The organism is Yersinia rohdei ATCC 43380 (assembly GCF_000173775.1).
In the GTDB taxonomy this organism is placed as follows: domain Bacteria; phylum Pseudomonadota; class Gammaproteobacteria; order Enterobacterales; family Enterobacteriaceae; genus Yersinia; species Yersinia rohdei.
The window spans coordinates 44,050-56,595 of sequence record NZ_ACCD01000011.1 but is presented as its reverse complement, the minus strand read 5'-3'; the positions used below and the strand labels follow the sequence as shown (position 1 = coordinate 56,595).

The window sequence follows — 12,546 nt, the reverse complement described above, 5'->3', positions numbered from 1 at the left end:
AGGGTGACTACAAGGTTCGGCAGATACACCAAACCTGTAATGAGGCAATCCCCTTAGCCCATAATAGCTTGGCAATCTCATTCAGTGTACTGCCAGTGGTCACAACATCATCCAGCAAAGCAATATGTTGACCATGAACAGGTTCCAAACAGCGAAATATTCCGCGCATATTTTTACGCCGTGCAGAGGCATTTAATTGCTGCTGGGCTGGCGTCGCGCGAATACGCTGTAAGGTCGTGTGGCTATAATGGCAGCCAAGCCAATGCGCCAATGGCCGTGCTAACAAGTCTGTTTGGTTATAACCACGACGCCAGCACCGCCAGCGGTGCAGTGGCACACTGATAATTCTGTCCGGTTTGCTGACCAGACCCAAACGGCGGGCATCGAGCCAGCGCAGTAATAATAAACGTGCCAATACTGGTGCCAGTGGGGTTACACCGCTAAATTTTAGCTTTTTTATCAATTGATTCAATGGGGGCGCATAATCACTAACAAAAGTGAGACTTCCCCAGCGCGGCGGTTGGATCAGGCAGCGGCCACAGGGCAAAACCGGGTTGCTACTTAGCAAACCGCAGCAAGGGCAACAGGGCGGTAATTTGGGCAAATGACGGCGGCAGTAGCAACAAATACCGTGCTTAGGGTGATATAAAGGCTGCTGGCATAGCCAACACTGGCTGACGATGGTTAGCATAGACATCTTCCTTGATGAACAATTCTATCCCCTGCTATCTGGCACGATGGTGGGGATATAAAGAGCTAAGACGACAGGATACTAGCGCATGAAACAACTGTATTGGAACATCTGCGGCACAGGCGATCGCGATCTTGTGCTGCTGCACGGATGGGGGCTGAACGCGGAGGTATGGCATTGCATAATTGACAGACTTGCGCCGCATTTTCGCCTGCATCTGGTTGACCTTCCCGGCTATGGCCGCAGTAACGCATTTTCTGCTATGTCATTGTCTGAGATGGCTGAAATTGTCGTACAGCAAGCACCGCAACAGGCGCTATGGCTGGGGTGGTCGATGGGCGGGCTGGTTGCCAGCCAGATAGCATTGAGCTATCCAGAGCGCGTTCAAGGGCTAATAACAGTTTCATCCTCTCCGTGCTTTACCGCTCATGAAGAGTGGCCGGGGATCCGCCCTGAAGTATTAGCCGGGTTTGAGCAACAGCTCAGTGAGGATTTTCAGCGCACAGTGGAGCGTTTCTTGGCGTTGCAAACATTAGGAACTGAAAGCGCCCGTCAGGATGCCCGCTTACTGAAAGCGGTGGTGCTGCAACATCAGATGCCCGCGGTTGAGGTACTGACTGGCGGGTTAGATATTTTGCGCACCTCCGATTTGCGCTCGGCACTGGCACAGTGTTCCCTGCCTTTTTTGCGGATTTATGGTTATCTGGATGGGCTGGTGCCGCGCAAAGTGGCCTCATTGTTAGACCGCGAATGGCCGGGGACGCAATCAGTGATAATGCCAGGGGCCGCTCACGCGCCGTTTGTTTCTCATCCTGATGATTTTTCTAACTTAATTTTAGATTTCGCCCAGCAACATAACCGCTGAAATAACCGAATCATGAGTTGGGCGCGATGTGATAAATCACCGTGTTGCACTGAGCCTGCCCCTCGGGGCATTGCTTGCAGCTGCCGGTCAGGCAACCGCGATTATCTTGCTCAATACGTTCAAGCTTGCCCATGGCCGTCAGCTTTTCCAGCATGGCTTCAACCAAGGGCAAGGGCATAGCGAATTGATGGCTCAGCTGATGTGCATCAGCACTGCCATTGAGGGCGATTGCATCGCGCAATTGCAGTAGGCTGGCCATGATATATCCTCAATTGTTATCCGGTTTAGTGGCAGTCATTACCTGAGCTTTGGCAGCAACTGACGGGCGCACTGTTGGCCAATCTCAGGGTGACTCGGCTACGAGCACGGCGTAAGCCAAACAAGATGGCGGCATTAATAATAATGACCAACGCAATAATGCCGAGGCTTTGCTGCGGGTGGTCACCAAAGGTGGCGGCTTGGTAGAACAAGGTCGCCAGGGAGTAAGCGACATTCAGCCCCCAGAGTATTGAGAAGGTCATCCAGCCGCGGCTGGTTTCCCGCGCAATCGCCCCCATCACTGAGACACAAGGCACGTACAGCAGCACGAAAATCAGATAGCTGTAAGCGGAAATACTGGAGCCGAACTTACTGCTCATCATCCCCATAGAACCCGCGGCCATTTCGCCATCACCTTTGCTGGCTTCAATAGGGTTAGATAGCACGCTGAGGCTAAAGGTGTCTTTTAACCCTTGCCAGGTGGTATCAACCGCTCCGGCCAATTCACCCAGTAAATTGAAGTTTTCAGCATCAAAGGGTTCATTTTTAATCTGCTCGGCGGTGTACAAGGTATTCAATGTGCCGACCACCACTTCTTTCGCCATCGCCCCGGTCACCAGGCCAACAGTCGCTTGCCAGTTATCGGTATGAACGCCCATTGGCATCAGTAGCGGGGTGAGCACTTTACTGACCGACGCCAGCGCCGAGTCATTGATGCTATCCACGGGTTTGCCGCTGAAAGAAAAACTATTCAAGCCACCAATGAAAATACTGGCAATAACAATGACTTTCCCGGCCCGTAGGACAAAGCCTTTCAGCCGCTGCCAGGTTTGCAATAACAAGCTTTTGAGATGGGGCACATGGTAAACCGGCAACTCCATCACAAAAGGAGAGGCTTCGCCGCGCATAATGGTGTGTTTCAGTACCAAGCCGGTGAGGATGGCGACGGCAATGCCCAGTAAATAGAGAGAGAAAACAATGCTGGCCCCATCTTGCCCAAAGAATGCAGCGGCAAATACGGCGAAAATAGCCAGCCGTGCACCACAGGACATAAAAGGTGCCATCATGATGGTAATCAGGCGCTCGCGTTGGGCATCCAGTGTCCGTGCGCCCATAATTGAGGGCACATTGCAGCCGAAGCCAACAATCAGCGGTACGAATGATTTACCCGGCAATCCCAATGCCTGCATTAGCCTATCCATCACAAATGCGGCGCGGGCCATATAGCCGGAGTCTTCCAGAAAGGAGAGGAACAAATACATCATGCCAATTTGCGGCACCAGCGGCAGCACGGTGTTAATGCCGCCACCAACACCTTGCGCCAGGAAGACAGTCAGCCACTGCGGGAAATGCAGGGTATAACCGACCCATTGCAGCCCTTGGATAAAAATAGCCGCAGAGCCAATATCAAAAATAGGCTGTAATGCCCCACCAATATTGATGGCCAGCACGAACATGATGTACATGACAAATAAGAAAATTGGCACCCCTAACCAGCGGTTAAGAATCACTTTGTCGAGTGCTTGAGTCAGGCGGTTTGGCATGGCCTGCTGTGAGTTCCCGACGGTATCGCAGATGCGGGCAATGCTTTGATAGCGGGCATCGGCAATGATGAGTTCGGGATCTTCGTGTTGATGCTGCCGCAGATTTTCACGTGCTTGAGCCACCTGTGACGGCTCAATACCCGCACGGGCCAAGCTGTAAATATCCCCCTCCAGAATTTGCAGCGCCAACCAGCGGCGCTGTTGGCTGGGCCAAGACTCCGGCATGTTTTGTGCCAGCTTCTCCACTTCCGAAAGCAGCACTGGCGGGTAGTCCACCAATGCTTTGAAGGTGACGGGTTGAAACTCATCAATGCTATTTTTTAATTCATTGATACCGCGCCCACGGGTGGAAATCAGCGGAATAACCGGGCAGCCCAATTGCTGAGAAAGTGCAGCAATATCAATATCAATATGCTGACTTTTGGCGATATCCAACATATTGAGTGCCAGAATGCAGGGGATGCCCAACTCGATCAGTTGCAGTGTCAGGTAGAGATTGCGTTCCAGATTGGCGGCATCAACCACATTAATTAGCAGATCAGCTTCGCCGCTTAAAATATAATGGCAGGCTATTTGCTCATCCAGCGACGTTTGCTCGGAAATGGTGGTCAGCGAGTAAGTTCCCGGCAGGTCAACCAAAGTCACCTGATGCTGTGCGGTGCTAAAATGGCCTTCTTTGCGCTCTACAGTGACCCCAGCCCAGTTACCGACCCGCTGACGAGCACCAGTTAGCTGGTTGAAAAGGGTGGTTTTACCCGCATTGGGGTTGCCTATCAGGCCGATGGTGAGTGCTTTCATTTTCCAACGTGATATCAATAGATTAAGACGGTGCTGGGCGAGTTTAATTCATCATCCAGCAGACAGAATAAGACGTTGACCTGAAACGCTAGGGCTGTAGGTCGAGTGTCAGTAGGTCTAAATCCTTTTTGCGCACCACCAGACTGACCCGACGGGTTTCTATCTGAATGGGGTCACCTAATGGCGCGAGGCGCACAACATTAAATGAAGAGCCGGGTAACATACCCAAGGACAATAGTTTCTGCCGATAAGCCGGGCTAATTTCAGGTGAGAAGCCAATAATTTTGTAGGAGCGTTGTGGGATCAAATGCATAGCAACCTCTTGTTACCCTTCGGGTTTGAAGCCCTGGGGTGTTAGCTACTCTCACTCACCTGAATCACTTATTTCAGTAATCACTACAGGATGAGTTCGCTGGTGGCCTATCTACAACGTCAATGATTTTGGCTATTCGTGGTGATTAATAGCGTACCAAAATTCAGAGTGATATCAGGCTAATTAATAATGAGTTAAATAATAATAGTAAGAATCGTTTTCATATTCAACTCAGACAAAATACTAAAAAGTAAGCATCTGTTGTGATTTGATTTTTATAATTAATGAGTCTGATTTCTATTTATGCTTGTTTTACCACCAAATCAGCATAATCGCAAATGCGAATAAGAGGTTAAATCAGTTAACTAAATGTTTCTATAAGTCTCTGTCTATACTGACGAATACCAATAGTTAACCTCACTATTTCACTATGATCTGAATCAAGTCTTGCGCGGGTTTTAATTAACCCACAGAATGTTATCGTAATTATTTATAAGTTAAGTGTGATAGCAGGACGAATTAACCAGGATATTAATTAAATGTGATTTCTGTCAGATTTAACATTCCTGATCCAGTGAAGTTACACCGTGAAATAAAAGAATTGCGTGCTAATTAATTTTAAAAAAATTTTACAAAATCACCGAAAAAAAGCATGAAAAAGCCGGTGGGAAAATAAAAAAGGGCCACAAAAAGTGACCCTTAACTCAGTTAGTTGCCTTTTTAAAGCTATTTACTTTTTAAAAGCCACTAGCGTTTTTTAAACGCCGCCGCCAGCGCGTCACTCATGGCGCTGTTATTGCCCGAATTACTGTTATTGCCCGAGTGACTGTCTGCTCGGCCTTTAGCGGGAGCGCGGTTATTGCTGTCATTGCTGTTGCGCGGGCGGCTGGCTCCGCGATTATCGCTATTGGTGCTGGCTCGGTTTTCACCACCACCACGGCGCGAGCCGCTTTCACCCGGCTGCTCATCAAGGCGCATGGTCAGGGCAATGCGCTTGCGCTGCAAATCCACTTCCATCACTTTGACTTTGACGATATCCCCAGCTTTCACCACTTTATGCGGGTCGTCGACAAACTTATCGGCCAGTGACGAGATATGCACCAAACCATCTTGGTGGACACCAATATCCACAAAAGCACCAAAGTTAGTCACGTTAGTGACTGAGCCTTCGAGGATCATCCCCGGAGTCAGGTCATTGAGTGTCTCAACGCCTTCAGCAAAGGTCGCCGTTTTAAACTCAGGACGTGGGTCACGGCCCGGTTTTTCCAGCTCGCGCAGGATATCGGTGACGGTCGGCACGCCAAAACGCTCGGTGGTAAAATCGCGGGCATTAAGATTGCGTAAGGCGGCTGAATTGCCCATTAAGTCCTGCAACGCCTGCTCGGTTGCCGCCAAAATGCGCTCGACTATCGGATAGGCTTCCGGATGCACCGTGGATGCATCCAGCGGGTTATCCCCGTGATTGATGCGCAAGAAACCGGCGCACTGTTCGAAAGCTTTTGGCCCCAAACGGCTGACTTTCAGTAATTGTTCGCGGTTATGGAAGCGGCCATTCTCATCACGCCAGTTAACAATATTCTGCGCCATCATGCGGGTTAAACCTGCCACTCGGGTCAGTAAGGGCACTGACGCGGTGTTCAAATCTACCCCGACGGCATTTACGCAGTCTTCTACCACGGCATCCAGCTTTTTCGCCAGCTGGCTTTGGCTGACATCATGCTGATACTGGCCGACCCCAATGGATTTCGGATCAATTTTAACTAATTCAGCCAGTGGGTCTTGCAGCCGACGGGCAATAGAAACCGCACCACGGATAGAAACGTCCAAGTCCGGGAATTCCAGCGCGGCCAGCTCAGAGGCGGAGTAAACCGATGCGCCGGCTTCACTGACAATGACTTTTTGCGCCGTTACCGCCGGATACTGTTGTTGCAGCTCAATAAAGAAGCGCTCAGTTTCCCGCGAGGCCGTGCCATTACCGATAGCCACCAGCTCAACCTGATGTTTAATGCACAAGGCCGCCACCACCGCTGCGGCTTTGGCGGCCTGCCCGGTATGAGGGTAAATGGTATCGAAGGCCACCAGCTTACCGGTAGCATCAACCACCGCGACTTTCACCCCAGTGCGCAGACCGGGATCAAGCCCCATAGTAGCGCGCATCCCTGCCGGTGCTGCCATCAGCAAATCTTGCATGTTACGGGCGAAAACATTGATTGCTTCGTCTTCGGCGCGCTCACGCAAAGTGCTCATCAGCTCGGTTTCCAGATGCAACAGCACTTTGATACGCCATGTCCAGTTGACCACGGCTTTACGCCAGCTGTCGGCGGGGGCGTTATTCAGTCGCAAATCCAGGTGATTAATAATAATCTGCTCGCCCTGACTTTCGCGCGGCGGCTCGTCAAACTGGGGATCAGGATTTAGCGCCAGTTGCAGTACACCTTCATTACGGCCACGGAACATTGCCAATGCGCGGTGAGATGGCACTTGGGCGATAGGTTCGTGGTGGTCGAAATAATCGCGAAATTTTGCCCCTTCCTGCTCTTTACCTTCCACCACTTTTGACACTAACTGGGCGTTTTTCCACAGGTATTGCCGCACTTTGGCCAGCAAAGTGGCATCTTCGGCAAAACGTTCCATCAGGATATAGCGCGCGCCATCCAGTGCCGCTTTGGTATCAGCAACCCCTTTATCAGCATCAATATAGGCGAGAGCCACCTGTTCTGGGGTTTGTTGCGGGTCATTCCATAAGCTGTCTGCCAAGGGCTCCAGACCGGCTTCAATCGCAATCTGCCCACGGGTGCGGCGTTTGGGTTTATAAGGAAGATATAAATCTTCCAGCTCGGTTTTACTCATAGTGCCTTTGATGGCACCGGCTAGCTGCTCGGTGAGCTTGCCTTGATCTTCAATTGATTTAAGAATGGTTTGGCGGCGATCTTCAAGTTCGCGCAAGTAGCCCAAACGGCTTTCCAACTGGCGCAATTGGGTATCATCCAACCCGCCGGTAACTTCCTTACGATACCGTGAAATAAAAGGCACGGTATTACCTTCATCCAGCAGGCGTATTGCGGAGATAACTTGTTCCGGTCGCGCCTGTAGTTCGCTTGCAATTATGCGGCTCAGTTGTTCATTCATAAGTCTGATATCAATTAGTGAGTAGGAAAAATGGCAGAAGGTAGTTATACGGATTGCCCGGATAAATTGCCAGCAGAGCGGTTATCGGGCTTGAGCTAACACGAACTTATCGGTAAAAAGTTAGGGTATAGTGGTGGCATCTATCCCAAAGGGATACTTGGATAACTTTATGTCTAAAAGCAATTATATAACCCGTGAGGGCTGGCAGGCGCTGGACACAGAGCTGCATTATCTGTGGCGCGAAGAGCGACCGGTCGTGACACAAGCGGTGTCTGAAGCCGCAGCAATGGGCGACCGCTCGGAAAATGCCGAATATATCTATGGTAAGAAGCGCCTGCGAGAAATTGATCGTCGGGTGCGGTTTTTGACTAAGCGATTGGAAGTACTGAAGATTGTCGATCCAGACCCACGCCAGGAAGGGAAAGTGTATTTCGGTGCTTGGGTGCGAGTAGAAAATGAATCAGGAGAGCAGCGAATCTTCCGTTTAGTGGGGCCGGATGAGTTTGATCCCGCCAAAAAATGGATTTCTATTGATTCGCCGGTTGCCCGCGCTTTAATTGGCAAACAAGTGGATGATGAAGTGACGGTTCAAACGCCTAATGGCGAAGCAATTTACTGTATTTTAGAAATTCGCTACCGGCCATTTGACGAAAGTGTTGATAATTAGGCACAACAATAAGCTTTGTAACAATTTCGACTAGAATATATACCATAAATAGCTGTCTGTAATACACGTCATACTTCAAGCTGCGTGTGCGTTGACTTCCTTACGTTCACCCCAGTCACTTACTGATGTAAGCCCTGGAGGATTCGTTCAGTTGCCGCCTTCTCACCACTTGAGTTATTTAGGGTATGAAGTGAGTTTTTCTAACAATGCACAGATTCGGGCAATACGTCCTTTGGGAGTAATAAAATGCAAGAGAATCACAAGATTCTGGTCGTTGATGACGATATGCGCCTGCGTGCGCTGTTGGAACGTTACCTAACAGAGCAAGGTTTCCAGGTGCGCAGTGTCGCCAATGCTGAACAAATGGATCGCTTGCTAACCCGTGAGTCTTTCCATTTGATGGTGCTCGACCTGATGTTACCGGGCGAAGATGGCCTGTCTATCTGCCGCCGCCTGCGCAGCCAAAGCAACCCCATGCCGATCATTATGGTGACGGCGAAGGGCGAAGAAGTTGACCGTATCGTCGGGCTGGAAATTGGTGCGGATGATTATATTCCTAAGCCATTTAATCCCCGCGAATTACTGGCACGTATCCGCGCAGTGCTGCGCCGTCAGGCGAACGAATTACCGGGCGCGCCTTCTCAAGAAGAAGCTGTGATTGCCTTTGGCAAGTTCAAACTGAATCTTGGTACTCGCGAGATGTTCCGTGAAGACGAACCTATGCCACTGACCAGTGGTGAATTTGCGGTGCTGAAAGCCTTGGTTAGCCACCCGCGTGAGCCGCTATCCCGCGATAAACTCATGAATCTGGCACGGGGCCGCGAATACAGCGCCATGGAACGTTCGATTGATGTGCAGATTTCACGTCTGCGCCGCATGGTAGAAGAAGATCCAGCTCACCCGCGCTATATCCAAACCGTTTGGGGCTTGGGTTACGTCTTTGTGCCGGACGGCAGTAAAGCATGAGGCGATGGCGCTTTTCTCCGCGTAGCTCATTTGCCCGAACCTTATTACTGATTGTGACCTTGCTGTTTGTCAGCTTGGTCACGACGTATTTGGTGGTGCTAAATTTCGCCATTTTGCCCAGTTTGCAGCAGTTTAATAAAGTATTGGCTTATGAAGTTCGTATGCTGATGACTGACCGGCTGCAACTGGAAGATGGCACGCTACTTGAAGTCCCGCCGGCGTTTCGGCGTGAGATTTACCGTGAATTGGGGATTTCGCTTTATACCAATGCTGCGGCTGAGGAAAGTGGCCTGCGCTGGGCACAGCATTACAAGTTTCTCAGTGACCAGATGGCCCAGCAATTGGGTGGGCCAACGGATGTTCGGGTTGAGGTCAATAAAAACTCCCCGGTTGTCTGGCTAAAGACGTGGTTGTCGCCGGATATCTGGGTGCGGGTGCCATTAACCGAAATTCATCAGGGCGATTTCTCGCCATTGTTCCGCTATACCCTGGCAATTATGTTACTGGCAGTCGGCGGTGCCTGGCTGTTTATCCGCATCCAAAATCGGCCCTTGGTCGAGCTTGAGCACGCGGCTGTGCAAGTCGGGAAGGGTATTATTCCGCCGCCGTTGCGCGAATATGGGGCATCGGAGGTGCGTTCCGTTACTCGGGCATTTAACCAAATGGCCGCTGGCGTGAAGTTGTTGGCGGATGACCGGACATTACTCATGGCCGGGGTTAGCCACGACTTACGGACTCCGTTGACCCGAATCCGTCTGGCGACCGAAATGATGAGTGAAGCCGACGGTTATCTGTCGGAATCCATCAATAAAGACATTGAAGAATGCAATGCCATTATTGAGCAATTTATTGATTATCTGCGCACCGGACAGGAGATGCCGACTGAGTCGAGTGATCTTAATGCTGTGTTGGGTGAAGTGATCGCAGCAGAAAGCGGTTATGAGCGGGTGATTGAAACTGATTTATGTGATGGTGAAGTCATGGTGGATATCCATCCGTTATCAATTAAACGCGCTTTGGCGAATATGGTGGTGAATGCTGCTCGTTACGGTAATGGCTGGATAAAAGTGAGCAGCGGCACTGAACTTCAGCGGGCCTGGTTCCAGGTTGAAGATGATGGGCCAGGGATTAAGCCGGAAGATTTGAAGCATTTGTTCCAGCCTTTTGTCCGTGGCGATAGCGCGCGGAGCACCAGCGGCACCGGTTTGGGGCTGGCGATTGTTCAACGGATTATTGATGCGCACGCCGGTTCGTTAGAGATTGGCGCCAGTGAACGTGGCGGATTACGGATCCGGGCGTATATTCCGTTGCCATTGGATGTAAAACCGAAATTACCGGTAGTCGTAGGGAACGGGTGATTGGTGGTGAGTTAACTGAGTCACTAATAAAACCCGCTTTTGGCAGCTGAGTCTGCGGGGATAAGGTTGCAGTCAATATTATGTCAACCGAACCAGATAACTCATCGACCCAAATCCGCTATCTCACCGCCCGAAAGCGGCAGCAACTCCCCCAGAAAAAACAAAAGGGGCACTTATTGATGCCCCTTTGTATTTCTATAAAACCAGTTCTAAATCAGACTTTTGGCCCAGCACTGACCAATGCAGCCCCTGCCGGGGTATCTGTATACTTATCGAAGTTAGTGGTAAAACGCTTCGCCAGATCTTCGGCTTTTTCTTGCCACTGCGCGACATCGGCGTAGGTGTCACGCGGGTCAAGGATATCTGGGTTCACGCCCGGTAATGCCATTGGTACTGCCAGATCAAAGATAGGTAAGGTAAAGGTTTCTGCCTTATCAATTTCGCCATTCAGAATGGCATCGATAATCCCTCGGGTATCCTTGATGGAAATACGTTTGCCGGTGCCATTCCAGCCAGTGTTGACCAGATAGGCTTGTGCGCCCACCGCTTGCATACGTTTCAGCAATACTTCTGCGTATTGAGTTGGATGCAGTGATAGGAATGCCGCACCGAAGCAGGCAGAGAAGGTCGGTGTCGGTTCGGTCACACCACGTTCTGTACCCGCCAGTTTGGCAGTAAACCCAGATAAGAAGTGATACTGAGTTTGGCTTGCCGTCAGACGTGATACTGGTGGTAAGACCCCAAATGCATCCGCTGTTAGGAAAATAACCTTAGTAGCATGACCGGCTTTTGAAACCGGTTTTACGATATTTTCGATGTGATAAATTGGGTAAGAAACGCGGGTGTTTTCAGTTTTGGAACCGTCATTAAAATCAACAGTGCCATCTGGCAGAACCACGACGTTTTCCAGCAGCGCATCACGTTTAATGGCGTGATAAATATCGGGCTCTGCTTCTTCAGATAACTTGATGGTTTTGGCGTAGCAGCCACCTTCAAAGTTAAATACGCCGTCATCATCCCAGCCGTGTTCGTCATCGCCAATTAACTTGCGTTTCGGGTCAGTAGACAGGGTGGTTTTACCGGTACCAGACAAGCCGAAGAAGATTGCGACATCGCCTTTTTCACCGACGTTGGCCGAGCAGTGCATAGATGCAATGCCTTTCAGTGGCAGCAGGTAGTTCATCATGGAGAACATACCTTTCTTCATTTCGCCGCCATACCAGGTGCCGCCAATCAGCTGCATACGTTCGGTCAGGTTAAAGGCAACAAAGTTTTCTGAATTCAGACCTTGTTCTTTCCAGTTCGGGTTAGTGCATTTTGCCCCATTCATGACGATAAAATCAGGCTCGAAATGGGCCAGTTCTTCATCTGTTGGGCGGATAAACATGTTTTTAACGAAATGAGCTTGCCAGGCCACTTCTGTAACAAAGCGCACTTGCAGACGGGTATCGGCATTTGCACCGCAGAAGGTATCAACCACAAACAGACGTTTGCCGGACAGTTGCTGGGTAACCAACCCTTTCAGGTGAGCCCAGGTTTCTTGGCTTAGCGGTTTGTTATCATTTTTGCCTTTGCCCTGATCAGCCCACCACACGGTGTCCCGGGTGATATCGTCGCGGACAATATATTTATCTTTTGGCGAGCGACCGGTAAAGATACCGGTATCGACCGCTATTGCTCCTGTGGTGGTGAGGGTTCCGCGCTCGTATCCTTCAAGCGTGGGTTTGGTCTCTTCCTGGAACAGTAAATCATAGCTTGGGTTGTAAACAATCTCGCTGACGTTATGGATGCCATAGGCGGCGAGCTCCTGCGGGGTAATTCCTTTAACACTCATGTCATAACTCCTGGATCGTCAATTTTCTACCAGCGATTGTAAATACTCATCCCTGATTAACAGCGATAGTGTTCAAAGATTTCAACATATGGCCTACATTTCGCTAGGTTATGAGAGATAGAA

10 protein-coding genes are annotated in these 12,546 nt (G+C 50.2%); 4 read left to right on the top strand and 6 right to left on the bottom strand.

Annotated features, from left to right (window positions below; all coding sequences use genetic code 11):
* Positions 1 to 7: 7 nt before the first annotated feature.
* Complete coding sequence (gntX, locus tag YROHD0001_RS08805; protein WP_004714725.1) at positions 8 to 691, bottom strand: DNA utilization protein GntX; 684 nt, start codon at positions 689 to 691, stop codon at positions 8 to 10.
* Positions 692 to 779: 88 nt separating this feature from the next.
* On the opposite strand from gntX, the gene bioH reads away from it, so the two are divergent.
* A complete protein-coding gene (gene bioH, locus YROHD0001_RS08810) occupies positions 780 to 1,556 on the top strand; it encodes a pimeloyl-ACP methyl ester esterase BioH (RefSeq protein WP_032816911.1) in 777 nt (258 codons plus the stop codon).
* Between the two features lie 10 nt (positions 1,557 to 1,566).
* On the opposite strand, the gene YROHD0001_RS08815 is transcribed toward bioH, so the two are convergent.
* The 4 genes from YROHD0001_RS08815 to YROHD0001_RS08830 form a co-directional block, all read right to left on the bottom strand.
* Positions 1,567 to 1,815: a FeoC-like transcriptional regulator gene (locus YROHD0001_RS08815; protein WP_004714723.1), complete on the bottom strand. Its 249-nt coding sequence runs from the start codon at positions 1,813 to 1,815 to the stop codon at positions 1,567 to 1,569.
* A 25-nt stretch (positions 1,816 to 1,840) separates the two neighbouring features.
* A complete protein-coding gene (gene feoB / locus YROHD0001_RS08820) occupies positions 1,841 to 4,156 on the bottom strand; it encodes a Fe(2+) transporter permease subunit FeoB (RefSeq protein ID WP_004714721.1) in 2,316 nt (771 codons plus the stop codon).
* Positions 4,157 to 4,244: 88 nt separating this feature from the next.
* Entirely contained in the window at positions 4,245 to 4,469 is a 225-nt protein-coding gene (gene feoA / locus YROHD0001_RS08825; protein ID WP_004714720.1) for a ferrous iron transporter A, read from the bottom strand.
* A gap of 747 nt (positions 4,470 to 5,216) precedes the next feature.
* Entirely contained in the window at positions 5,217 to 7,598 is a 2,382-nt protein-coding gene (locus tag YROHD0001_RS08830; RefSeq protein ID WP_004714719.1) for a Tex family protein, read from the bottom strand.
* A gap of 169 nt (positions 7,599 to 7,767) precedes the next feature.
* Between YROHD0001_RS08830 and greB the strand changes: the two genes are divergently transcribed.
* The 3 genes from greB to envZ all read left to right on the top strand — a co-directional run bounded on the left by greB (position 7,768) and on the right by envZ (position 10,589).
* Positions 7,768 to 8,265, top strand: a complete 498-nt coding sequence (greB, locus tag YROHD0001_RS08835) for a transcription elongation factor GreB (RefSeq protein ID WP_032816910.1) — start codon at positions 7,768 to 7,770, stop codon at positions 8,263 to 8,265.
* Between the two features lie 246 nt (positions 8,266 to 8,511).
* Positions 8,512 to 9,231, top strand: a complete 720-nt coding sequence (ompR, locus tag YROHD0001_RS08840; protein WP_004709363.1) for an osmolarity response regulator transcription factor OmpR — start codon at positions 8,512 to 8,514, stop codon at positions 9,229 to 9,231.
* A complete protein-coding gene (envZ, locus tag YROHD0001_RS08845; protein ID WP_032816909.1) occupies positions 9,228 to 10,589 on the top strand; it encodes a two-component system sensor histidine kinase EnvZ in 1,362 nt (453 codons plus the stop codon). The genes ompR and envZ overlap by 4 nt, the downstream gene beginning before the upstream one ends.
* 214 nt (positions 10,590 to 10,803) lie before the next feature.
* Here the strand turns inward: envZ and pckA are convergent, their stop codons facing one another.
* Positions 10,804 to 12,423 (bottom strand): phosphoenolpyruvate carboxykinase (ATP), encoded by a 1,620-nt coding sequence (gene pckA, locus YROHD0001_RS08850; protein ID WP_004714716.1) that lies wholly within the window; start codon positions 12,421 to 12,423, stop codon positions 10,804 to 10,806.
* Positions 12,424 to 12,546: the final 123 nt, after the last annotated feature.

Coding starts and splice junctions, on each gene's coding strand:
- gntX (WP_004714725.1), bottom strand. CDS start 691: ATGCTAACCATCGTCAGCCAGTGTTGGCTATGCCAGCAGCCTTTATAT.
- bioH (WP_032816911.1), top strand. CDS start 780: ATGAAACAACTGTATTGGAACATCTGCGGCACAGGCGATCGCGATCTT.
- YROHD0001_RS08815 (WP_004714723.1), bottom strand. CDS start 1,815: ATGGCCAGCCTACTGCAATTGCGCGATGCAATCGCCCTCAATGGCAGT.
- feoB (WP_004714721.1), bottom strand. CDS start 4,156: ATGAAAGCACTCACCATCGGCCTGATAGGCAACCCCAATGCGGGTAAA.
- feoA (WP_004714720.1), bottom strand. CDS start 4,469: ATGCATTTGATCCCACAACGCTCCTACAAAATTATTGGCTTCTCACCT.
- YROHD0001_RS08830 (WP_004714719.1), bottom strand. CDS start 7,598: ATGAATGAACAACTGAGCCGCATAATTGCAAGCGAACTACAGGCGCGA.
- greB (WP_032816910.1), top strand. CDS start 7,768: ATGTCTAAAAGCAATTATATAACCCGTGAGGGCTGGCAGGCGCTGGAC.
- ompR (WP_004709363.1), top strand. CDS start 8,512: ATGCAAGAGAATCACAAGATTCTGGTCGTTGATGACGATATGCGCCTG.
- envZ (WP_032816909.1), top strand. CDS start 9,228: ATGAGGCGATGGCGCTTTTCTCCGCGTAGCTCATTTGCCCGAACCTTA.
- pckA (WP_004714716.1), bottom strand. CDS start 12,423: ATGAGTGTTAAAGGAATTACCCCGCAGGAGCTCGCCGCCTATGGCATC.